The sequence below is a fragment of the Chryseobacterium sp. T16E-39 genome (assembly GCF_002216065.1).
GTDB lineage: Bacteria > Bacteroidota > Bacteroidia > Flavobacteriales > Weeksellaceae > Chryseobacterium.
The window spans coordinates 2,327,796-2,352,053 of sequence record NZ_CP022282.1 but is presented as its reverse complement, the minus strand read 5'-3'; the positions used below and the strand labels follow the sequence as shown (position 1 = coordinate 2,352,053).

The window sequence follows — 24,258 nt, the reverse complement described above, 5'->3', positions numbered from 1 at the left end:
GTTTATTTTTTTAAGTCTTCTGTATTGGAAAATAGTTTATAAAGGTCTTGCTTTGAAGATGCTATCAGAAGATACAGCCTTAGGTTGTATTGTAGCACCATCTTTTAAATTACCAAGCCCCTGATATACGATTTTATCACCTACAGAAAGTCCACCGGAAATAAAGTAATAGCTTTCTGTTTTTCCAGAAATAGTTATTGGTTTGCTGGTTACTTTCTTATCCTTTCCAAGGACATATACATATGTTTTATCTTGAATCTCAAAGGTAGATTCCTGTGGAATAACCAGGATATTGTTAAGAAGCTGCGGCATACGAACTCTTCCCGTATTTCCTGTTCTTAATGCTCCATGAGCATTTGGGAATACAGCACGTACACTGATTGCTCCGGTGCTTTTGTCAAACTGACCGTCCACAATACTCATTTTTCCTTTTTCAGAATAAATACTGTTATCCGCGATTACCAACTCTACCATTGGCATATTTTTCAGTTTCTCTTCTAAAGAAGCTCCGGGATATTTATTTTGAAAAGCAATAAAATCCAATTCGCTTAAAGAGAAATAAGCATATATCTCGCTGATATCAGATAGAAGAGTTAAAGGATTTGGATCAGTTCTTGAAATTAAGCTTCCTTTTTTATAAGGAATTCTTCCAATATAACCACTTACCGGTGCCGTAATCGTTGTAAATCCTACATTGATTCTTGCACTTCCAACAGAAGCCTGTGCCTGTGATGCTGCTGCAACTGCTGCTGCATAGTTTGCTTTTGCAGTTTTAAGCTGCACCTCAGAAACTACTTTTGCAGTTACCAATGGCTGAAGACGGTCTACTTCTACTTTAGCTTTTTGAATATTGGCATTAGCAGCTTGTAAATTAGCCTGTGCCATATTCACTTGTTCACCGTAGGCTCTTGAGTCAATTTTGAATAGAGGTTGTCCTGCTCTTACGAAAGCTCCTTCTTCTACATATATTCTATCCAGGTAACCATCTACCTGAGATCTTATTTCCACATTGTTTTTTCCTTCCAATGCAGTAGGGAATTCCTGATATGTTGTAGCTGGAGAAGTAATTACAGTATAAACCGGTAATTCTGGTGCAGGAGGCGCTTGGTTTGAACCTTCCGCGGCCTTACTGCAGTTCTGTAAAAGGATAATACTTGTTATAAGTAATAAGATCCTCATTGTTCCAGGTATTTTCATTAAAATTTAATTTGTTTTGTTAAGCGTTTGAAAATTTAATAATGTTGTTTTTTTTCTAATAATTCCCGTTATTTTTTCTAACGGCGTTAATGTTTAGTTTAAAAAAAATTACAGAATTATTAATACTAGAATTAGATCGTCATTTCCATAATCATAGATTTTTTTAATGTTGTTTTAAATATATAAAGGTGAGGTGTGTCGCGTTAATTTTACTAACAGTGTTAATGGTTAAGGTCTAAATTATAATGAATTGTTGTAAAATTTATTTAATTAGTTTGATGATTTTTATTTAAAAATTAAATTAATCTGTTGCTATTTTTCCTAACAGTGTTAATGTTTGGTTCAAAAAAAAATTACAAAGATTTAATAAAAGCCGAAACCGTTTCGTCCAATGTTGTTTTGTTCATCGTGGCAGGAATATCAGAATTACGCATCATCATAATTGATATTAAACCATGCACCGCGGAAAATAAAGCATGTGACATATGGCAGGCATTATCTGGGTTTGATCCGTTCTTTATAATAATATTATAAGTACAGTCATAGATCATATCCTGAAATGATGAAAATTCTTCTTTCATTTGTCCTTTACCACTACATTGCATTCCTAAGCCAAACATTAATTGGTAATATTCTTTGTTTTTAAAAGCAAATTTCCAATATGTATCTACAATAGCAGTAAGCTGTTCCTCAGGAGTGTCAGATTTTTTTTGAGCCTTTAATAATTCTTTGTGCAAAAGATTGAATCCATTTATAGAAATTTCAAATAGGATGGCTTCTTTATTTTCAAAGTAATCATAAACAACCGGAGCACTGTATTCAATCGCGTCGGCTATTTTCCTGATGGAAAGTGAAGCCCAACCCTCTGTTTTAGCCAAAGTGAAAGCCTCCTGCAAAATGTTTGCACGGATAGACTCCTTTTCTCTTTGACGACGTTCATGTAATCCCATGATATTTTTTTACTAACAGCGTTAGCAAAACTACGAAGATTAACCAATATCTTCCAAATAAATTTAAATAATATTTTAATTTTAACATTTAACTGAACTTTATAAATGCGTAAATTGGTCGGTGATAAAAGAAACTTTATCTTTGTAGGCAAAGAAAATAAAGGATATGAATACTCCCTCAAATATGTTGGCATTAGGAACAAGAGCTCCGTTTTTTGAGCTTCCTAACCCATCAAAAAGTAACGAAATTCAGTCATTGGATGATCTGAAAGGAGAAAAAGGTACATTGGTGATCTTTATGTGCAACCATTGTCCGTTTGTTCTTCATGTAATTGATAAGATTAATGAATTGTATGAAGATTATCAGGAAAAGGGGATTGAATTTATCGCGATCAACGCGAATGATGTGGAAAAATATCCTGCAGATTCTCCGGACAAGATGATCGAATTTCAGATTGAAAGAAATTTTGACTTTCCTTATTTATATGATGAAAGCCAAAGCATTGCCAGAGCATATGAAGCTGCATGTACTCCGGATTTTTATTTTTTCGATGATAAATTGGACCTTATTTACAGAGGTCAGATGGATGACTCACGACCGGGGAATCATAAAGATGTAACGGGTGAGGATTTGATCATTGCTTTTGAAAATCTTTTATTGGGTGAACCTCAGGAAGACATTCAGAGACCAAGTATGGGGTGTAATATTAAATGGAAATAATTTTGAAAATTGAAAATGGAGAATTGAAAGTTGAAAGCGACTTTTGATTGCTTTTCTTTTTCAATGTGTAATATTACTATATAAAGCTGTTCTTTTTTGAACAGCTTTTTTTGTTTCTCGCAGATGATGCAGATTTTTTTAATGCAATTTTCTTTTCAATCCGTATTGTCATGTTGAGGTGTGATTATAAATTGGTTGTTATTAGGACTGTCACGCTGAGCGGAGTCGAAACATCTTTTGTATATCTATATATATGGATAAGTGTTACCTTAAGTTAGCAGGTTAAAAAAATATAAAGGAAACTCTTATACGCAATAATCTGCCGAATCTATGAGAGCATGATTCATTAAAACATCTAAAAAGATTTCTGAATGATCTTTATCGGTGAATCCACATTCTCAATCTTATCATGCGAAGCATTCTTAATAAATTCCGAAGGCGTCTTTTCAGTATATTTTTTAAACATTCTGTTAAAGTAAGTCACATTATTAAAACCACAACTGTAGCAGCACTCAGAGATACTTTTGTCCTGAACCATTAGCAGGCATGCTTTATTGATCCGATAACGGTTAACAAATTCAGTAAAGGTAATCTGAGTTGCCTTTTTGAAAAAATTACAAAATGCAGGTAAGGTAAGATTGGCAAGTTTTGCAACATCTTCGATATTGATATCCTTGTCATAGTGACGTTCCACATAGGTAAATATATTTTCCAGCCGGGTCTTGTTTTTTGAAATAATGGTATAAGGCATAATTTCCTTGTTTAACAGATCATAATCTTTACGGGTTGAGAGTTCAAAAAGAATATCAAGTAACAACAGGTATCTTTTGTAACCTTCGGATTCCAGCATTTTTTTAAGCTTGGGTAGCATTGCTTTTTTAGTAACTGCGCTAAAGTGAATCCCATATTTTGAAAGCTCCAATAGATTCTTAATTGACCTTGCTTCTATTTCCTGTTCAGGGAATTGTAAGATTTCTTCCCGAAATTGGAGAACGATTTCTTCATGAGGATCTATCGAATTCAAACCAAATCCGGAATGTGGAATATTTGAGCCGATAAGCACAAGATCTCCATTGGAATAATTGCTTTTGTGATATCCAACGTGACGGGTTCCACTCCCTGAAACGACACATACCAGTTCAATTTCAGGATGATAATGATATTCCCATTTAAATTCAGAAATGGGGGAGTTGTTATGTAATGTGCGGAATGAACTTTTCTCACTAGGTAAGACTCTTTCAAAACTAACTTTCATTAGATTAATGATATTTATAGTATAAAAATAATAATTATATTAATATAGTTCAAATATATATTTACTATGTTAAATTAACGTTAAGGCAAATGCTTCTATCTTAGCCACCAAGAAATTAATTTAATGCGAAATTTCAATATAAAGGCTATTCTATTTTTAAACTATTTTGTTTTTGCAATTCTTTTGAATTCGGTAGGAACAGTTATTTTACAGGTTCAGCAGAACTTCGGGATTTCAAAATCTTCTGCCAGTGTTTTGGAGGGATTCAAAGATTTGCCCATTGCTATCTGTTCATTTATTCTTGCCTCATTCTTACCGAAGATAGGAATCAAGAATTCGATGCTGATTGCACTTTTTTTAGTGAGCTGCATGTGTTTTGTCATGCCTTTTTCAAATGATTTCTGGTTCTTCAAACTGCTGTTTGCAATTGTAGGGGTTTCTTTCGCATTAATAAAAATCTCTGTTTTTACCTCTATTGGCCTTGTTACCAATACGGATAAGGAACATTCCAGCTTTATGGGATTTTTAGAAGGCTTTTTTATGATCGGCGTGTTGGCGGGAAATGTTCTTTTCAGTTTGTTCATTGATGATCATAATCCGAAATCCACACATTGGCTAAATGTATACTGGGTATTGGGAGCTTTGTCGGCGTTATCATTTTTATTTTTGTTCTTTTCTAAATTAAATGAGAAGGAAGCAAAAAGTGGGACAACTGATCTTATAGGAGATATTAAAAACAGTATTAGCTTATTCAGTTATAAAAAGGTGTTGTTCTTTTTGGTATGTGCTTTCCTGTTTGTTTTGGTAGAACAGAGTTTTCAGACTTGGACTCCAACTTTTTATAAAGAAATCCTAAAGCTGCCAACTTCTATGAGCATACAGGCAGGGGCTGTTTTGGCAGGGGCATTTGCTTTGGGGAGATTTCTATCAGGTTTCTTTTCTAAGAAATTCAGCTGGATTTATGTGGTTTCTTTCTGTGTCATAGGTTTTGCACTAAGTTTAGTATTTGTTTTACCACTGACTCATAATATCAGTATCGGCACCAATACTACCTGGCTTAATGCTCCCCTTGTAGTCTATCTGTTCCCGTTGATGGGAGGCTTATTAGCCCCAATTTATCCAAGCATCAACTCTGTTATCCTAGCTTCGATACCTAAGTACCTGCATAGTGCAATGTCCGGACTTATTGTTGTTTTTTCAGCAATCGGGGGGACAATAGGTTCTATAATCACCGGTTTTGTATTTCAGGAATTCAGTGGACAACGTGCATTTTATTTATCGTTGATACCTCTTTCACTGTTAATTATATCAGCTATTATCATGAATAAATTAAAAATAAATCCTAAAAAATAAAATGAATACACAACTTTACATTAAAGATATTCAGGCTCTTTTTGATGATGTTCAAAGATCACAAATTTTTGAGGATCAAAAGATGATGACGGATGCGGTGCCTTTATTTTCTATATCAGAGATCAATAAAAAATATGAAAATGAGAGAACAGCTTCTGATTTTGATCTTAAAGCTTTTGTGCTTTCCAATTTTGATTTTTTAGGAGCAAAGATTTCTATTCACAGAGAAGACCATCTTCCTATAGAACAACATATCGAAAAGTTATGGGATGAGTTGACCAGAACTTCTTATGAAGAAAAAGGAACACTTTTAAAACTTCCAAAACCTTATATCGTTCCTGGAGGACGTTTCAATGAATTTTTCTATTGGGATAGTTATTTCATTATGCTTGGATTGCAGGTTTCAGGGAGAATAGAAATGATGAAGAACATTGTTGAGAACTGTTCTTATCTTATTCATAATGTAGGGTTTGTTCCCAATGCGAGCAGGACTCATTTTCTAAGCCGCTCACAACCTCCTTATTTTTCATTAATGCTTGATTTGCTGGTAGAAAGTACTGGTGATGAAAAAATCTACATTCAATATTACGATACCCTGGAAAAAGAATATCGTTTTTGGATGAACGGAGAGGGTGGTTTGGATCATAATACCCAAACTAAAAGGGTTTTGAAAACCGATAAGGGTGATATTCTGAATAGATATTATGATTCAGAGAATACGCCACGTCCGGAAAGTTATTTAATCGATATTGAAGATCATGAGAATGCTTCAGGAGAGGAATTCTACAGAAATATAAGAAGTGGATGCGAGTCAGGATGGGATTTTTCCAGCAGATGGTTTTCAGACGGAGAAACAATACAGACTATAGAAACCCTGAATATTGCTCAGGTTGATGTCAATTGTCTTTTATGGCATTTGGAGAAAACTTTAGCAAAAGCAGCAGGACTTCAAAACTTTAAAGAAAAAGAAGATTATTTCAGTGAAAGAGCAGCAAAAAGACGTCAGGTAATCAATACTTATTTTTGGAATAAAGAATCCAAAACATTTAAAGATTATCACATTCAAAAACACAAAAACACAGCGTCTGAACATATTGCTGCTCTTTATCCACTGTTTTTAGGTTTAGCTGATGAGGAACAGGCAAAGGCGGTTTCAGAAATTATCGCTGAAAAGTTTCTTTACAAAGGAGGACTTGTTACGACAACAAAACAGTCCGGCCAGCAATGGGATTTACCTAATGCCTGGGCACCTTACCAGTGGCTTGGGTTCGTTTCAATGAAAAACTACGGCTTTACAGAATTAGCAAATGAAATAAAAAATAACTGGTGCTCTAATGTCGAAAGAGTTTATAACAACACGGGCAAACTAATGGAAAAATACAATGCGTTAGATGATGAAGCGATTGCCGGAGGGGGAGAGTATCCTAATCAGGATGGATTTGGTTGGACAAATGGAGTCTATTTAAAATTAAAACAATAATTAATACTATATAGGTATGAAAAAAAAATCAATCTTTTTACTCGCAGGTGTCGCTACGCTGTATTTTAATAATGCGTATGCACAGGAAACTGTTCAGGATTCAACAAGAACAGCGACCATTGATCAGGTAGTTATTACGGGGAATTCAAATCCGAAAAAGAAGATAGAATCCAGTACGGCAATATCTACATTTAGTGCAAAAGAAATTCAGAAACAGAACCCAATCAGTGCAGCAGCACTATTGCAGAGGGTACCGGGTTTTGCGGTAGAAACCTCAGGTGGTGAAGTTGGAAATAACCTTTTTGCGAGAGGGATTCCTTCTGCTGGGGCGTATGAATTTGTTCAGGTTCAGGAGGATGGATTACCGGTTTTTGAAGATGGAGCTTTGCAGTTTGCCAATGCGGACAATTTCTTCCGTGTTGATAATACTGTAAACAGATTAGAAGCTTTAAGAGGGGGATCGGGATCTATTTTTGCGAATAATTCTCCGGGAGGACTCATTAACTTTATTACCAGAGAAGGAACAAATGATTTCCGAGGAACGACTAAACTGGAAACAAGTACATATGGATTAATGCGTACGGATGTAAACCTCGGTGGGGCTTTGGTTCAGGATAAATTGTTCTTTAATGTTGGTGGTTTTTACAGAACAGACAGTGGAATAAGAAAAACAGGATTTAATGCCAACAACGGAGGGCAGATCAGAATGAACCTGAAATATGTCTTCGACAAAGGTTATGTAAAAGTGTACTATAAAAAACTGGATGACAGGAATACATTCTTCCTTCCGATTCCTTTAATACAGGATGGAAATAAGCTAAAAGAGTTTCCTGGGTTTGATGCTAATTATGGAACATACAGTTACCGTTCGATAGGACAGCTCAATATTCCACAGCCTGGAGGAGGATTTTTTAAAAGAAATTTAGAAGACGGGATCCATCCTAAAGTTGATGTAGTAGGTGCAGAATTTAAATATGATCTTGGAAACAATTTTACCGTTTTAAACAAAACGAGATATACCAATATCGATATGAATTATACGGGTATCTTCCCTGCCGGAGCACCTCAACAGTCTGGTGCTTTTGCAAACAGCAATGGAATATCCGGAAATAATTATCAGTATTCTTTAGTCAGTAATGGAGCTGTTGTCAATCCGCAATATGTACAAAAGCTGGGATTCTGGGCAATTGATAAGCAGATGAATAATTTTGTAAATGACTTACAGTTCAATTACAAATTTGATAAAGGAAACGTAACGGCTGGTTTTTATAAATCCAACTGGAAATCCCATCAATACTGGAACTGGAGTAACATCTTAACAACGGCTAGCGACAGACCTCAGCTTCTTAATCTGGTAGATACATCATTAAGTCCTACTGATATTGGATATTCTAAAACCTATAATGGAGTTACTGATATGTCTTTCCTTGTCAGAGATTCCCAGATCCAGGGAAGTTTGAATGATGTTTACTTGAATCTGGATTACAATATTACCGATGACTTAAGTTTCAATGGAGGGATTCGCTACAGCCGTGATTACTATAAAGGATATGGGGTAAATACAACCACTGCAAATCTTAATAATTCAGGGTTAACAACAGATGGAACTCATAGTTTTGCAACAACTACAGCAGATGATAATATGTCTGTATTGGGGAATAAATATACCTACTGGAATTATGATGTAGACAAAGTATCTTTCACAGTAGCATCAAATTATAAGATCAATAAAGAGAACGCAGTATACGCCCGTTTTTCCAATGGATTCAGATCTCCTAATGAAGAGTCTTATTATAACAATATGACGGATTTAAGTAAAATAAAGCCTGTACAGACCAACCAATTAGAAATCGGATATAAATATTATACACGTACATTTGATATTGGAGTTATTCCATTTTATTCTACCTTAAAAAATCTTTCATTTACCGATGTGTATTCTGATGGAACCTCAGAAAATAAATTTGCAAATACCTCTAACATTGGTGTAGAGCTTGAAGGATATGCTAGATTATTCAATAATTTATTAGAGCTATCATTCAATGGGACTTTCCAGAATCCTAAATATAAAGATTTTACAGGACGAAATGGAGATGGGACAACATTTGATTATGACGGTAACCAGGTGAGAAGAATACCGAAATTCTATTTTAATATTTCGCCTGCCGTTAATATTACAAAACAATGGAGAGCTTATGTAAGTTATAATTATTATGGAAAGCGTTTCCAGGATGAGGCGAATAGCGATAAAAATATTCTGCCATCATTCAGTGAAGTGGGTGCAGGAACTTCTTATCAGTTAGGAAAAATTCGTTTTGCTATTGATGGAACGAATATCTTCAATACCATTGGTATTACAGAAGGAGATCCTAGATCACCATTAACGGGAACCGGAGATATCAGAATGGCCAGACCGATTATGGGAGCTGCTGTAAGAGGATCGATTACATTGGATTTCTAAATTCTGTTTCTTAATAAAAGTAAAAACCGTCAGATTTTTCTGACGGTTTTTTATTGTAACCTAACGATGCTGTCATTCAGAGTACAGATCCCAAACCTTGTATCCTATCACTCTCACCTCGTAACCCGCAACCGGAATCTTGCACCCCGAACTACCTCAAAAATGGATTATACTGTTTCTCAAAACCAATGCTTGTAGGATTTCCATGTCCCGAAAAGACCTGAGTTTCATCATCCAGCACGAAAAGCTTAGTTTTAATTCCGTTAATTAATTGATCATAATTTCCTTTGTACAGGTCTGTTCTTCCAATACTTCCTTCAAACAAAACATCTCCGGAAATCATAAATTTTTGCTTTTCGTTATGGAAAATAATACTTCCTGGAGAATGTCCCGGAACATGATATATTTTGAATTTTTCACCATCAAAGTCAAGTTCATCACCTTCATTGATGTACTCAACTTCAACCTTTACGGGATCGACATTGATTCCAAATCTCATTCCGCTCATCTGAAGCATATCCAGCACTTCCTGATCGTCTTTATGCATATTTACAGGGAGTTTGAATGTATCGTAAGCCCATTGAAGTCCGAAGACGTGGTCGATATGGGCATGGGTGAGAAGTATTTTTTGAATCTTTAACTCATTGTCTTTAATGAAATTATTGATCAGGTTAGTTTCCTGTTCATTCATATTTCCCGGATCAATTAACCAGGCATTTTTATTTTCGTTATAAAGAATGTAAGTATTTTCGCTCGCAAAATTGAATACAAAAGCTTGAATCTTAAGCATATTTCTGACTATTTTTTTTTCAAAAATACGATATTCTTAAGAAAGTGATGATTTTTCGTTATCTTCGTCATAATGAAAACTTTGCGAATACTTTTACTTTCTTTAGGTGGATTGGTGTTTGGACAGAACATCCAAAGCATACAGTTGTTCAATCCTCAGACCAATGATGAAACTCCGGTTATCAATTTCAACCAGACTCTGGTTCTCAGTTTTGATGATCTTACGAATTCCAGTGAAATTTACAGATATACGATAAAACACTATGATCGTAATTGGAATGATGATAATCTTTTCTTCACAGAAATTGCGAACGGGAGCTTAAATGCGTTATTAGATAAATTTGAGTATTCATTCAATACACTGCAGGCTTATACTCATTATAAACTTGTATTTCCTAATGAAAAAATACAGCCCAAGATCTCTGGGAATTTTGAATTGATTGTCTATAAAGATTCTGCAGACAAACCTCTGTTCAAAAAAAGATTTTATGTAGTTGAAGATAATATTTCTTTGGCTCTAAATGTATCCAGAATTGCTGATAAAAATCCAAATATCAATCAAAGGGTAGAGGTGCAGGCTTTAGCTAAAGGAAATGATCTGTCATCAAATGTCAATTCAATGAGTTTGAATGTGATGCAGAATAACAATATGAATGTGGCTGTTAATAATTTAAAACCAAGCTCTACACTGGGAAATCAATTGCTTTTTCAACAGATGAGTCTGACTTTCCCGGGAAATAATGAATTTTATTATTTCGATAATAAGAATATGAATATGGCCGCAGATATGGTTCGTGCTACGGAAATAAAAGATGGCGTAAATCAGACCTATTTGCATCCTGTCTGGGCATTTCCATTGAATTATCAGTACCAACCGGACGTTAACGGAGCTTACTACTTCAGAAGAAATGATATGGGGATAGAAAGAAATGCCGAAAGAGAAGGAGATTATTCGTGGGTATACTTCTCTTTAGATTCAGATCCTGTGGATAAAGAAATTTATGTATTGGGTGGATTTAATAATTTCAAGCCCAGCAAAGAAAACCAGATGCAATATGATGCTGCCACTAAAAAATATGTTGCCAGGATATTTTTAAAGCAGGGTTTTTATAATTACATTCTTGCTACAAAAGAAGGAAACGGTTCGTTGAATTTTGGTGAAATAAACGGAAATTTCTGGCAAACGGAAAATTTATATCAGGCATTCTTATATTATACTCCTTTTGGAAGAAACTATGACGGTCTGATGGGATATGGAGAATTCAGAACTCCTATCGGAAAATAGGTAAAAAAAGAATTATTTACATAAAAAGTCAATAAAAGATAAAAAATTACATCAACGTAAAAACTAAGCAAGGCTGCCTCTTACAGGTAGCCTATATTATTGTAACCCTTTATAGCAGATGGGTTTATGTTAGTTTTATAGAGAAGTGTATATCTGTGTATTATGCAAAACATAGTGAAAGAAAATAATTCATCTTAGGGTAATATTTAATTAAATTTATTAATTAAAACACACATGTGTGATTAAATATTGTTTAATAAATAATGTTTTTTTTGAATTAATAATTGTGTTTTATTTAATTGTTTTGCGGTTTGATTGAATAATATTTACCCTGTATGTCTTTTTATTGTGAAAAGTTTATAAATTTGTTTTCACATCAAACAAATATTTTTATGAAAACAAAATTTATCTTAGTGGCAAGTATTGCCGCCTGCTCTTTCGTTTTTGGGCAAGACAAACCTTCAAAATTAATTTCCGGTAAAAACGGATTACACGCAGAATTTATGAGATTTGATAAAAACGGGCCTGCTTTTCAGGGAGCACCTGTTTTATTCGATGAAACCTCTCAAAGGTATATTCCGGGCGAAGGAAAGAAATTAGGTGTTGAAAAAGACCAGCTTGGTTTTGAGACTCATAGATTTCAGCAGACTATTAATAACATTCCTGTAGAATATGGAATGATGGCTGTACAGACCAAAGGAGGAAAGATATTGGGAGAATCAGGGAAATGGATTCTTAAAGTTCCTGAAGAAGTAGAGAAGAGTGCTAATATTTCTGAAAGTATTGCATTGCAAAATGCATTGGCATTTGTAGGAGCGGATTCTTATAAATGGCAAAATAAAGAGGAGGAAGATTTTCTTAAAAGAGAATCTAATGATACCAATGCGAGTTTTGCTCCAAAAGGAGAATTGGTTTATTATTCGGATCCCACTGATGATAAACTTCGCGATTTAAAGCTGGCTTATAAATTTGATATTTATGCTGAAAAGCCGCTAAGCAGACAATATGTATTTGTAGATGCTAAGGGCGGAAAGATATTAGGAGCAGATGCTATAATTCATGATGTAAATGCTCCTGGAACGGCCACTACCGGGTACAGTGGAAACCGAAGTATTGTTGCTGATTCTTACAATGGAAGTTACAGACTAAGAGAGACGGGAAGAAATGCGGGCACTGCTGTAGAAACTTACAATTTAAAAAAGGAACGAATTATTCTTCTGCTGTAGACTTTACCGATACAGATAATAACTGGAATAATGTAAATTCAAATAAGGATCAATATGCGACAGACGCGCATTGGGGTGCGGAAATGACTGTAGATTATTACTACACAAAATTTAATAGAAAGAGTATTGATAATAACAATTTTGCTATAAAATCTTATGTTCATTATTCTACTAATTATTTCAATGCATTTTGGGATGGATCAAGAATGACCTATGGTGATGGTAGTGCCAGCACAAATGGTGGTTTGCCACTAACTGCTATTGATGTTTGTGGCCATGAAATTACACACGGAATGACTTCTAAAACAGCCAATCTTGCTTATCAAAGAGAATCAGGTGCATTAAATGAGGGTTTCTCTGATGTGTTCGGAAATTCAATAGAACTTTGGGCAAGACCTACTCAGGCAAGTTGGAAATTAGGGGAGGACTTTAATTATCCGATAAGAGATATGTCAAACCCTAATGCCTATAAGCAGCCTGATACTTATAAAGGAACTTATTGGAAGGATGCCAGCAGTTCTTGTACTCCTCAGGGAAATCCTAATCTACCTGGATATAATGATTATTGTGGAGTTCATACCAATTCGGGCGTTCTTAATTTTTGGTATTACCTATTAGTATCCGGAGGTTCTGGTACTAATGATAACAGCTTTGCTTATAATGTTTCAGGAATAGGATTGGATAAGGCCGGAGCTATTGCTTACAGAACATTAACTTCTTATTTAACTTCCTCATCTACTTATGCGAATGCAAGAACTTCTTCTTTGCAGGCAGCAGCAGATTTATACGGTACAGGAAGTAATGAAGTAACTCAGGTAACTAACGCATGGAATGCAGTAGGAGTTGGAGGAGGTACCTCTTCCGCTGGTCGTGTAGCTACAGAATCAAATACATCTCTTTATACTATCAGTCCAAACCCGGCAACTGACAGATTTACTGTACTATTTGAAGGGAAGGCAGGAAAAGGTGTGGTAGAGGTTGTAAGCTTAACAGGTAAGAGAGAGATTTCTGAAAAAGTAGAGCTTACTGATGGGATGAATAAACTTGGTTTACAGCTTCCATCTACAATGCTTCCTGGAGTATATGTAGTTGTCGTGAATGGCCAAAAAGCAGGAAATTTAATTAAAAAATAATCCTTAATATATTTAAATTGAAAAGGACACAAGTATTTCTTGTGTCCTTTCTTTCTTTATTTTATTGCTGGGAAGATTTTATACAAGATAAAACTCATTCAATTTTTCTTCACATAGCGTTTTTACTACTTCTATCCATCGATCTTCGTCATTTAAACAAGGAATATAATGGAAGTTTTCTCCACCTCCATGTAAAAACTGTTCTTTCCCTTCTACGGAGATCTCCTCTAATGTTTCAAGACAATCAGAAACGAATGCCGGGCAGACAACAGCCAGGTTTTTAACTCCCTTTTTAGGGATCGTTTCCAGTGTTTCGTCGGTATAGGGCTCGATCCATTTATCTTTTCCTAGTCTGGACTGGAATGAAACAATGGTTTTTTCTTTAGGCAGTCCCATTTTTGCAATGACAGATTCAGTAGTCTTATAACATTGATGTCTATAGCATCGGGCATTGTGAGCCTCAATTTTGCTATTGATGCAGTTAGCATCATCAATTTTACAAGTATTCGAAGGATCCGTTTTATAAATGTGTCTTTCAGGAACACCGTGATACGAGAATTGTAAAGCATCGAAATTCTCCGGAAGTTTTTCTTTAATACTTTCTGCCAGACAATTGATATAGATCTCTCTATCGTAAAAAGGCTGTATATAGTTAATTTTTATAGTCGGAAATAATTTCTTTCTTACTTCTTCCGCTTTTTCAATCACTGTTTCCGTTGTGCTCATAGCATATTGAGGATACAATGGGAAAAGAACGATTTCAGAAACTCCCTGATCAACTAATTTCTGGATACCTGCCTCAATGCTGGGCTGGGCATATCGCATACCGATTTCTACCGGAACATCTACCAGTTTTTGAAGTTTTTTCTGAATTTTCTCTGTGATCACCACCAATGGTGAACCTTCGTCTGTCCAAACTGTTTTATAAGCTTCCGCAGATTTTGCAGGTCTTGTATTGAGGATGATGCCACGAACCAAAAGTGCCCTGAAAATCCAACGATAATCAATAACTTTTTCGTCCATTAAAAATTCATCAAGATATTCTTTTACATCTTTTACACTCGTAGATCTTGGTGAGCCAAGATTCACTAATAGAATTCCCTTCATTATTTATTTAGATTTTCCAACTGTCCATCAATAGTCGGACCGTATTTTTTCTTTAAATGAAAAATATATACTTCTCTGGAGAGCATTTCTTCATCTTTACTTATACCGAAAGATTTCAGATAACGGTCGCTCTTCTCAGACATTATTTCAGCGAATAGTTTGTAGTAACCCTCAGGATCTTCTTCCAGAAAGTTATTTCCTTTTGATTTCTTTATTTCATCCTGGGTTTCCTTATCAAACTTATAAAAATAGGTAACATAAAAATCTAAGAACGACGTATTTTTTTGATTTAATTTATCTAAAAATACATCCATTCTTTGAAGACTGTCCTTAGCTAATCCAGATTGTATAAGGTCTTCATGGAAACCAGCATTGATATTTGTTTTAGTATCCACGGTTTCTTTCTTACATGAAAGGATACTACTGAATACAAAACAAATTAAAAGAAATGCTATTCTCATATATAATGATTACCCGTTTACAGCTTCCACTCTTTCTACAAGATCAGGAACAAATTGTTTTAAAATATTTTCGATCCCGTTTTTTAAAGTAGCCGTAGAGCTAGGGCATCCTGAACAAGCTCCCTGTAAAAGCATTTTTGCCGTTTTATTAGCTTCATCATATTCCATTAATGAAATTTTCCCTCCGTCATTTTCTACTGCGGGAGCTACATATTCATTTAATATATCAGAAATTTTTTGCTCGTCATCAGTATAATCTCTGTTGATTATTTTTTCAACAGGATTTTCATGCTTTTGAGCCTCTATATTTGAAATCTCGCCTCCGTTTTGAAGGTATTCAGCGATAAGCCCTCGGACAGCCATCATTACCTGATGCCATTCTACAGAGTGATCTCTTGTTACAGCTACGAAGTTATCAGAAATAAAAACTTCTTTTGCAAAATCAAATTCTTTAAAAATAGCTTCTGCCAAAGGAACTCCATCAGCTTCAGTTCTTGATTTTACTTCTACGAATCCTTCCAATAATAATTTACTGGAAACGAATTTCATCACATTAGGATTTGGAGTCATCTCTGCATAGATCTGATACATTTCCTTTTTCTTCTGAAGATAGATTCTAGGATTAGCCAGTAATTCATCTTCAATTACATTTTTCAGACTTTCAGCAACATGTTCCCATTCTATCGTATCTTGTTTTGCAACAGCTACAAAATTAGCTGTAATGAAAATTCTTTCTACAAAAGGATAATTGAAAAGTTCCTGGGCAAGAGGAATTTCTGAAATATCTGAACTTCTATCCAATTCAAGAGACCCTGGAATCAAATTGTAATCAGCAACAAATTTCATCACTTTTGGGTTTTCTGTTGGCTCTATAAGTATCTTACGCATTTTTTCGTTAAATTTGAGATACAAAAATACGCAATTAGAAATTAGGAGTTGGGAGGAAGAAGTTAGATTTTTGCTATCACTGTAATTTAAAAATAGTGGTTACACGAATTAATTCTCCGAATTCACTCATTTTCAAAATATCAAATTAAAAATATGGCACTTATAAAAGAACTTTTGGGCAAAGCACCACAAATCGGAGAGAATACATTTCTGGCTGAAACAGCGACAATCATTGGAGATGTTACTATGGGAAAAGAATGCAGCGTTTGGTATAATGCAGTAATCAGAGGTGATGTGAATTATATCAAAATGGGTGACAAGGTAAATGTACAGGATAACGTCATGTTGCATTGTACTTATGAAAAATATCCTCTGGTCATTGGGAATAATGTTTCAATTGGTCATAATGCTATTGTTCATGGATGTACTGTTCAGGATAATGTTTTGATTGGGATGGGAGCAATCGTTATGGACGATTGTCTTGTGGAAGAAAATTCGATCATTGGAGCAGGCTCGGTAGTTACTCAGGGAACTCATATCAAATCGGGCGAAGTTTGGGGTGGAGTGCCAGCCAGAAAAATCAAAGATATCTCATCTCAACTCCTTGAAGGAGAGGTAAACAGGATTGCAGATAATTATGTGAAATATTCATCCTGGTATAAAGATTAAGGCAATAGGCTATACTAAACAAAAAGCTCTGTCAAATTGACAGAGCTTTTTTACATGAATCCTTAGTGAAAAACTCCTGGTCGAGTTTGTAAAATATATTGTTTATTGTCCTGCAAATATTAGTTCTGGTTTTCCATCTTTACATCGTATTCCTTGTGGTTCTTCGATAACAGAACAGTCTGAAGTAATACCGTATTTTATATTAAACTCAGACTCTCTTTTATTGTAATCTTCGATTTTTGGTTGAATTTGGGCTTCCATCGTTTTAGGATAGGCAATAAAAGACTTTGGACCTCCGCAAGCTTTAGATCCCATAGGAGCAAATTTCCAATCGTCCGGATTGTTGCAGGTTTCCTTTGCGATTTCTGATTCTATTGCTGTTTTTATTTTTTCTAACTGAACTTCATCATATTTCTTACTGTTTTCATCAGCTGGTCTTTCTGAAATATCTTTTGGTAAATTATCGATAACATTCTTTGTTCCACAAGAAACTAAAGCAAGTGTTACACATAGTATTACTGTAGAAATCTTCGCAGGTACTTTCCCCATATTAGTTTTTTTCTTTAAAAAACGAACTCAAAAGTTATGCCATAAGACGGATTTCAAATTCATTTTCCGTAATTTTGACAGCGATGAACAATCATTTTTTTGACATAATAGAACATACCAACAGAAGTGTTTTCCTTACAGGAAAGGCAGGGACCGGTAAAACAACTTTTCTTAATGACTTTGTAAAAAGAACAAAGAAAAAACATATTGTAATAGCGCCTACTGGGATCGCAGCGATTAATGCAGGCGGGGTGACTATTCACTCTATGTTTGGTTTGCCATTACGGACTTTTTTACCAACTACAGAGAGGATTGATGGAAGCTTAGCAAATAATATTGCTGATCTGATGAATCATTTTAAATATCGAAAAGATAAGCTTAAACTTCTACGGGAAATAGAGATCATCATCATTGATGAGGTTTCTATGTTGAGAGCTGATGTTTTAGATATGATGGATTTTTCTTTAAGATTTGTCAGACGGAACAATCAAAGATTCGGAGGTGTTCAGATGTTGTTCATTGGCGATTTGTATCAGCTTCCGCCAGTGGTGAGAGATGAGCATATTTTAAAACAGTATTATCAGTCTCCTTTCTTTTTTGATAGTCTTGCTATTAAAGAGATTCCTCTGATTACTATTGAACTAACGAAGGTGTACCGTCAGTCTGATGAAGAATTTTTGGAAATTTTAAATGCCATTAGGGATGGTGATGTTGCTCATATTGATTTTGACCATCTTAATGAAAGGTACGATCCTGATTTTCAAACAGGACAGGACTCCTATGTATATCTGTGCTCCCATAATAAAATGGCCGATGAGATCAATCAGGAGAAGTTAGCAGAAATAAAAGTGGATCCGAGTACTTATGAGGCTAAGCTTTTTGGGGAGTTTAAAGAAAATCAGTTTCCGAATGAGCAATTCCTCGAATTGAAGATTGGGGCTCAGGTTATGTTTATCCGGAATGATATTTCGCCGGAAAAAAAATATTTCAACGGAAAGCTTGGGGAAATTATTGGGCTTGATGAAAATGAAATCCGGGTTGTCTTAGAAGGAAGTGAAAGAGAGATTGCAGTAAAAAGAGAGGTCTGGGAACAGAAGAAATACTTTCTGGACACAGATAAAAATATTAAAGAGGAGGTTTTAGGAAGTTTTGAACAGTTTCCCATCAAACTCGCATGGGCCGTAACCATTCATAAAAGTCAGGGGCTCACTTTTGATAAGGTAATTATCGACGCTGGAAAAAGTTTTACGGCAGGACAGGTGTATGTTGCGTTGTCCCGTTGCAGAACCCTTGAAGGAATCATTTTGAAATCGAAAATTACTCCCGAAGTTATTTTTAAAGACACCCGGATATTACAGTTTCAGGGTGATACTTTTGCCAATGATCATGTTGAAGATATTTTAAATAAGGAAAAATATGATTATAGTATTAAAAAAGTACTTCGCACCCTTGACAGTCTTTGGTTCCTGAAAGAAGTTGAAGACTGGAATAAACTATCCATTACTACAAAAAGTATTGATCATGTAAAAACCAATCAACTGTATCTTCAGTTGAAACATGAGATTGTACAGCTTGGAAAGATTTTTGGGAAATTAGAAAGGGTGTTAACTCAGAAGATTGAACTTTTTATAGATAAAAAAGAAGAATGGTCTGAGATTGAAAGTAAAGCAAAAGGAGCGGTTAATTTCTTTTTTACTGAGATAAGGGATAAGGTCTTTAATCCCCTGAAAGAGTTTTATGCAGAAATAAAAGGTGTGAAGGGTCTCAAGCAATATAACGAAGACTTTAAAAACTGGCTGGAAGATATTGAAGAATATTTAAATAGCTTAAAGGATGTTTATTTGTTGGAAACTAAGCTTTTAGATGAAAAAAATGATAAGGAAGTTAATTTGAAAATTGCAAAAGTTCCATCCCAGGTTTTAACATTCCAACTGTTCGAGCAAGGAAAAACAATTGCTGAAATTTCTTTAGAAAGAGGCTTGGTAAAAGAAACTGTAATTGGTCACCTGGCAAAATTTGCGGAACAGGGGTTATTGGATATTTCAAGAGTGATTACTTCAGATAAGATCAAAGCTTTTGAAACAGAGTTTTATAAAAATCCCCATGAAACATTGTCAGAGTGGAAGAGTGCGCTTCCGAATGATTTTGAGTTTAATGAGATTAGAATTTTGATTAATCACTATAATTATAAAAAGGAAAAGAATTCATAGAATCCTTTTCCTTAATTATGCGATTAGCCTTTGAAACCAAAAAACTAAGGATACATCGCATTGATGGTATTGATATCTCCAGTTGTGAAGCCGGTTCTATTGTATGTGAAGTTAGTGTTGTCTGCTTTTTTGATCGTAGGAAGGCCATTTTTAGAATAAGAGGTCGGCCAGTACATCATCACCGAATTAATATTGAAAGCACCTATATCAGTTCCTGAATTATAGATGTTGAAATTATAGGCCTGTCCATCCTGGATATTATTCCACTGGATACTTACATATTGATCTCTGTCTTTACGGCAATGTTCGTGATAAAGACCTACGGTGTGGCCCATTTCATGAATTACCGATGCTACAGAAATATTCTGATCCAAAGAAATATTCTGCTTTCCGCCTTGGAAACCTATATGAGCCCATCCGTCATATCCGGATGAACTTCCAAAAATAAATTCAACATAATTGGTTTGATTGGTACGAGGGATCCATTGAGTATTGGTTTTGTTATTGTATTCGTTAACAGCGGTTGTGATTTTATTGACGTTGATAGAACCCATGTTGCTGGCAACGGTATAATAAATTTTACGTGCCGGCCATCTTGAAAGGGCGGCCCCTCCTTTGTTTAATGAATTGCCTTCTGCGAGCTGTTTATCTGAAAGTACGATATCTCCTTGGAAAAAGTTCATTCCATCCCTTCTCTCGTACGTAATTTCCTGGCCACCTAATTGTCCCTTTTTAATATTTGCAGATTTAAGGGCAGCTGTCTGGGCTTCTGTTGTAATGTCTTCATTATTTTTACTGCAAGATGTTAGCACAGCAGCAATAATAAATCCTACAAGGACTGTTCTTTTTCCCGGTATTTTCTGGAAAAGCAGATCATTTAATTTTTTGTTCATAATAATATTTTTAATGGTGTGAAAATATATTTGGTCGTAATTTGGATTTCAATACGAATATAGTATTTTATTTCTCTTATTATTGATTTATTAATGTTAAAACGCAAAATGTTTTAATGATTACTAAGTTTGTTTCATTTTGATCATCTGGTAAAGTGTGCTAATTCACGAATTAAGTTGAGCAAAAATGCAGGGGATTATTTCTTCAAAACCCTTTTACGAAAGATATCGTTAAGATTTAATATTTTTTAATAGTTTTTGCCTGAACTAGGCAATTTGACTTATCAATTACAAAAAGTAACTAATGCAGTTTTTATGTTTTAAATTTGTTCGGTTTTTTAAACCTTAATCTATAATTAAATCAACAAAGGGGGTTCGATATCTCTTTGAAAAAATAATTTCTCGATATGAAAAATTTTGAAATATCTGTTTTAGATCTTGCACCAGTAAAGCAGGGAAAAAGTATCCATGATACTTTTCAGGACAGCTTGTCTTTAGCAAATTATACGGAAGGTCTTGATTACAAAAGATTCTGGCTTGCTGAACATCATAATATGGCGAGTATTGCCAGCTCTGCAACTTCAGTCCTTATAGGTTTTATTGCTAATGGCACGAAAAAGATAAGAGTAGGTTCAGGAGGAATTATGCTTCCTAATCATAGTTCTCTGGTCATTGCAGAACAATTTGGAACCCTGGAGTCTCTATTTCCCAATAGAATAGACCTCGGTGTAGGAAGAGCTCCTGGAACGGACGGTATTACTGCTCAGGCATTAGGAAGAAATCCTGCAATTATTAACGAACAGTTTCCAAGACAGATCTTAGAATTACAAAAATATTTTTCTAAAGAAAATTCCGAATCTTTGGTTCGAGCGATTCCTGGTGAAGGATTGGATATTCCGTTGTACGTTCTTGGATCCAGTACGGACAGTGCTTGGCTTGCTGCGGAATTAGGACTTCCTTATGCTTTTGCAGGACATTTTGCACCTGAGCAAATGGAAATGGCTTTCAATATTTACAGAGAGCATTTCGAGCCGTCCAAACAACCGGATAAGCCATACATTCTGGCCTGTGTAAATGGGGCTGCTGCTGAAACTTCAGAAGAAGCTCACCAGCTTTCCACGACATTGTTTCAGGCATTCCTTAATATTATCAGAAATGATAGAAAACCTTTTGCTCCACCAGTTGCGGATATGGATGATATCTGGTCCCCAATGGAAAAAGCTGCCGTATTGCAGAAACTGAGATACAGTTTTATCGGAGATCAATCAGAAATAGAAGAAAAATTAAAGAGCTTTCAGGAAAGGTTTAATGTAGACGAGCTGATCATTAATTCTCATATTTATGATCATCAGAAAAGACTTGATTCTTATGGAATTTTCAGAAAAGCTAAAGACTCTTTAATCAAAGCCTAACAAACCATTTATATTAATTGGCAGATGCCTATTATTATGAGTATCTTTGCAAAAATTTAAAGTAAAAATGTCTGATATTAAATTAAATACTATTCCTGAGGCTATTGATGACCTTAAAAATGGTAAAATAATCATAGTAGTAGATGATGAGAACAGAGAAAATGAAGGAGATTTTCTATGTGCTGCTGAGCTTACAACTCCTGAACTGATCAATTTCATGGCAGTACATGGAAGAGGGCTTATCTGTATGCCACTTCCTGAAAAGAGATGTGATGAACTGGGTCTGGATATTATGGTAAGCAGAAGCAGTGATCCAAAAGAAACAGCTTTTACAGTTTCTGTTGACTTATTAGGAAACGGAACTTCTACCGGTATTTCTGCAGGTGACAGAGCGAAAACGATTCTTGCTTTAATGGATGAAAAATCCAAGCCTACTGATTTTATGAGACCCGGACATATTTTTCCGCTTCGTGCAAAGAAAGGAGGGGTGCTAAAAAGAGCAGGACACACAGAAGCTGCTATTGATCTTACACATTTAGCAGGATTGAAAGAAGGTGGTGTTATCTGCGAAATTATGAATGAAGATGGTACGATGTCCCGTCTTCCTGATTTGTATGCATTTGCTCAGAAGCATGATATGAAAATCGTTTCCATCGAGGATCTTATTCATTATCAGCTTAAAAAAGGAAATCTTGTTGACCGTATCGAAGAAAGAAAAGTGAAAACTCATTATGGAGAATTTGATTTTTATGCTTTCAGAGAAACATCGAATGAGCAGATTCATTTTGTACTGACAAAAGGATCATGGACAGTTGATGAACCTGTATTGGTAAGAGTTCAGTCTTCTGACTCTTATTTCGATGTATTGACAAGATTAAACAATGGTGAAACTCCTCTATTGGAGAAGGTTACCAATATGATCAACGAAGAAGGAAAAGGAGTTATTATCTTTATTAATAATGTTTCCAATTCTGAAAATACATTGAAAAAATTACAACAATTCCTTGACTATCAGGCTGGACAACAACAGCATCCTACCTTAGCTTATAATTATAGAGATTATGGTATTGGAACTCAAATTTTGAAAAACCTGGGAATTAATAAATTCAAAGTTCTGACTCAAAATCCAGATGTTAAACCTCAGGTTGGAGGATATGATGTGGAAGTGACTGAAATGGTAAAATTGTAGAATATCCAGTCTACTTTAATAATATAAAAAATGGCTTGAGTGATCAAGCCATTTTTATTTCGTCAAAGTTTCTGAAACCGTTCAGGAAATCTTTAATATTCATTCTCTTTTTACCCTCCAGTTGAAGCTCTAAAGGCTCATAGATTCCATCTTGAGTATAAATTTTGAAGGTGTTTTTAGATATAACTAACGTTCCGGGAATTTTATCATGATTCGTAATCTCGAATTTCCCTCCAAATACTTTTAATCCCTTGTCTTCTTCACCAATTTTTAATGTTGTAAAAGCAGCAGGATATGGGGACATTCCAAGAATAAACTGGTGGATCACCTTCGATGGAGCGTGCCAGTTGATTTTAGTATCTTCTTTGAATATTTTAAAGGCATTTTTAGGCTGTTCAACCTGTGGCTGAGGTCTTTCTTTAATAGAGTCTTCAGCAAGACCATTCAGTGTACTTACAATGAGCTTTGAGCCTATTTCCATTAATCGGTCGTGAAGACTTCCGGCATTCTCGTCCGGTAATATCTGTAATTCTTCCTGAAGCAAAATATTTCCCTCATCTATTTTTTCATTGATGAAAAAGGTGGTTACCCCTGTTTTTTCTTCACCATTGATTACAGCATAGTTTATAGGTGCAGCACCTCTGTAGTCGGGAAGGAGAGAAGCATGGAGGTTAAATGTTCCTATTTTGGGCATTTCAAAAAGGACTTTAGGCATCATTCTGAAAGCAACCACTACAAAAACATCAGCGTCCAGACTTTTGATCTGTTGCAAAAATTCAGGATTTCTCAATTTTTCAGGTTGAAAGACAGCAAGATTATTCTCATCTGCATATATTTTTACAGGTGACTGATGAATCTTTTGACCACGTCCGCTTGCTTTATCAGCAACGGTGATTACACCTACCACCTGATGATGAGATTGATGAATAGCTTCTAATGCAGTTTTTGCAAATTCAGGAGTGCCTAAAAAAACGACTTTCAATGATTTCATAGTACAAAGATAGGTTATTAGTTGAAAATTGAAAGTTGA

Annotated in this window: 21 protein-coding genes and 1 pseudogene; 12 read left to right on the top strand and 10 right to left on the bottom strand. The window is 35.1% G+C overall.

Going from position 1 to position 24,258, the window contains the following annotated elements; genetic code table 11:
• Positions 1-36 precede the first annotated feature (36 nt).
• Positions 37-1,197 carry an efflux RND transporter periplasmic adaptor subunit gene (locus CEY12_RS10680; protein WP_089027679.1) on the bottom strand — a complete coding sequence of 387 codons (1,161 nt, stop codon included), beginning with the start codon at positions 1,195-1,197 and terminating at the stop codon, positions 37-39.
• Between the two features lie 353 nt (positions 1,198-1,550).
• A complete protein-coding gene (locus tag CEY12_RS10675; RefSeq protein WP_089027678.1) occupies positions 1,551-2,147 on the bottom strand; it encodes a TetR/AcrR family transcriptional regulator in 597 nt (198 codons plus the stop codon).
• A gap of 166 nt (positions 2,148-2,313) precedes the next feature.
• Here CEY12_RS10675 and CEY12_RS10670 point away from each other — a divergent pair, with 166 nt between their 5' ends.
• Positions 2,314-2,868: a thioredoxin family protein gene (locus tag CEY12_RS10670; RefSeq protein ID WP_089027677.1), complete on the top strand. Its 555-nt coding sequence runs from the start codon at positions 2,314-2,316 to the stop codon at positions 2,866-2,868.
• 355 nt (positions 2,869-3,223) lie between these two features.
• Here CEY12_RS10670 and CEY12_RS10665 read toward each other — a convergent pair whose 3' ends face one another.
• Complete coding sequence (locus tag CEY12_RS10665) at positions 3,224-4,123, bottom strand: AraC family transcriptional regulator (RefSeq protein WP_089027676.1); 900 nt, start codon at positions 4,121-4,123, stop codon at positions 3,224-3,226.
• A 123-nt stretch (positions 4,124-4,246) separates the two neighbouring features.
• On the opposite strand from CEY12_RS10665, the gene CEY12_RS10660 reads away from it, so the two are divergent.
• Genes CEY12_RS10660 through CEY12_RS10650 form a run of 3 tightly spaced genes read left to right on the top strand, consistent with a single transcriptional unit; the run spans position 4,247 to position 9,417 of the window.
• Positions 4,247-5,476 (top strand): MFS transporter, encoded by a 1,230-nt coding sequence (locus CEY12_RS10660; RefSeq protein ID WP_089027675.1) that lies wholly within the window; start codon positions 4,247-4,249, stop codon positions 5,474-5,476.
• A 1-nt stretch (position 5,477) separates the two neighbouring features.
• A complete protein-coding gene (locus CEY12_RS10655) occupies positions 5,478-6,956 on the top strand; it encodes a trehalase family glycosidase (protein ID WP_089027674.1) in 1,479 nt (492 codons plus the stop codon).
• A gap of 16 nt (positions 6,957-6,972) precedes the next feature.
• The gene (locus CEY12_RS10650; RefSeq protein ID WP_089027673.1) at positions 6,973-9,417 is read left to right on the top strand and encodes a TonB-dependent receptor; all 2,445 of its coding nucleotides are present in this window, start codon (positions 6,973-6,975) and stop codon (positions 9,415-9,417) included.
• Positions 9,418-9,568: 151 nt separating this feature from the next.
• Here the strand turns inward: CEY12_RS10650 and CEY12_RS10645 are convergent, their stop codons facing one another.
• Entirely contained in the window at positions 9,569-10,207 is a 639-nt protein-coding gene (locus tag CEY12_RS10645; RefSeq protein ID WP_089027672.1) for an MBL fold metallo-hydrolase, read from the bottom strand.
• Between the two features lie 72 nt (positions 10,208-10,279).
• On the opposite strand from CEY12_RS10645, the gene CEY12_RS10640 reads away from it, so the two are divergent.
• From CEY12_RS10640 to CEY12_RS10630, 4 genes and pseudogenes are all read left to right on the top strand, one after another.
• Entirely contained in the window at positions 10,280-11,491 is a 1,212-nt protein-coding gene (locus CEY12_RS10640) for a type IX secretion system plug protein domain-containing protein (RefSeq protein ID WP_089027671.1), read from the top strand.
• A 392-nt stretch (positions 11,492-11,883) separates the two neighbouring features.
• A complete protein-coding gene (locus CEY12_RS10635) occupies positions 11,884-12,717 on the top strand; it encodes a hypothetical protein (RefSeq protein WP_157676803.1) in 834 nt (277 codons plus the stop codon).
• Between the two features lie 17 nt (positions 12,718-12,734).
• Positions 12,735-12,959, top strand: a pseudogene (locus CEY12_RS22615) (hypothetical protein); the annotation flags it as partial.
• Between the two features lie 51 nt (positions 12,960-13,010).
• Positions 13,011-13,850 (top strand): M4 family metallopeptidase, encoded by an 840-nt coding sequence (locus CEY12_RS10630; RefSeq protein ID WP_228409845.1) that lies wholly within the window; start codon positions 13,011-13,013, stop codon positions 13,848-13,850.
• 78 nt (positions 13,851-13,928) lie between these two features.
• Here CEY12_RS10630 and hemH read toward each other — a convergent pair whose 3' ends face one another.
• The 3 genes from hemH to CEY12_RS10615 are packed head-to-tail and all read right to left on the bottom strand — an operon-like array spanning position 13,929 to position 16,306.
• Complete coding sequence (gene hemH, locus CEY12_RS10625; protein WP_089027668.1) at positions 13,929-14,957, bottom strand: ferrochelatase; 1,029 nt, start codon at positions 14,955-14,957, stop codon at positions 13,929-13,931.
• Positions 14,957-15,418 (bottom strand): hypothetical protein, encoded by a 462-nt coding sequence (locus CEY12_RS10620; RefSeq protein ID WP_157676802.1) that lies wholly within the window; start codon positions 15,416-15,418, stop codon positions 14,957-14,959. Before CEY12_RS10620 ends, hemH begins: the two co-directional genes overlap by 1 nt.
• Before the next feature lie 9 nt (positions 15,419-15,427).
• On the bottom strand, positions 15,428-16,306 hold the full coding sequence (locus tag CEY12_RS10615) for a NifU family protein (RefSeq protein WP_089027666.1): 879 nt from the start codon (positions 16,304-16,306) through the stop codon (positions 15,428-15,430).
• 153 nt (positions 16,307-16,459) lie between these two features.
• Between CEY12_RS10615 and CEY12_RS10610 the strand changes: the two genes are divergently transcribed.
• The gene (locus CEY12_RS10610; RefSeq protein ID WP_089027665.1) at positions 16,460-16,975 is read left to right on the top strand and encodes a gamma carbonic anhydrase family protein; all 516 of its coding nucleotides are present in this window, start codon (positions 16,460-16,462) and stop codon (positions 16,973-16,975) included.
• A 102-nt stretch (positions 16,976-17,077) separates the two neighbouring features.
• Here the strand turns inward: CEY12_RS10610 and CEY12_RS10605 are convergent, their stop codons facing one another.
• Positions 17,078-17,524, bottom strand: a complete 447-nt coding sequence (locus tag CEY12_RS10605) for a hypothetical protein (protein ID WP_089027664.1) — start codon at positions 17,522-17,524, stop codon at positions 17,078-17,080.
• A gap of 83 nt (positions 17,525-17,607) precedes the next feature.
• On the opposite strand from CEY12_RS10605, the gene CEY12_RS10600 reads away from it, so the two are divergent.
• Entirely contained in the window at positions 17,608-19,734 is a 2,127-nt protein-coding gene (locus CEY12_RS10600) for a helix-turn-helix domain-containing protein (RefSeq protein ID WP_089027663.1), read from the top strand.
• Positions 19,735-19,778: 44 nt separating this feature from the next.
• On the opposite strand, the gene CEY12_RS10595 is transcribed toward CEY12_RS10600, so the two are convergent.
• Complete coding sequence (locus tag CEY12_RS10595) at positions 19,779-20,627, bottom strand: M12 family metallopeptidase (RefSeq protein ID WP_089027662.1); 849 nt, start codon at positions 20,625-20,627, stop codon at positions 19,779-19,781.
• Positions 20,628-21,034: 407 nt separating this feature from the next.
• Here CEY12_RS10595 and CEY12_RS10590 point away from each other — a divergent pair, with 407 nt between their 5' ends.
• Together CEY12_RS10590 and ribB are read left to right on the top strand one after the other, a co-directional pair.
• Entirely contained in the window at positions 21,035-22,039 is a 1,005-nt protein-coding gene (locus CEY12_RS10590; RefSeq protein ID WP_089027661.1) for an LLM class flavin-dependent oxidoreductase, read from the top strand.
• A 67-nt stretch (positions 22,040-22,106) separates the two neighbouring features.
• Positions 22,107-23,228, top strand: a complete 1,122-nt coding sequence (gene ribB, locus CEY12_RS10585; RefSeq protein ID WP_089027660.1) for a 3,4-dihydroxy-2-butanone-4-phosphate synthase — start codon at positions 22,107-22,109, stop codon at positions 23,226-23,228.
• Between the two features lie 43 nt (positions 23,229-23,271).
• Here ribB and fmt read toward each other — a convergent pair whose 3' ends face one another.
• Entirely contained in the window at positions 23,272-24,219 is a 948-nt protein-coding gene (gene fmt, locus CEY12_RS10580) for a methionyl-tRNA formyltransferase (protein WP_089027659.1), read from the bottom strand.
• Between the last annotated feature and the right edge of the window lie 39 nt (positions 24,220-24,258).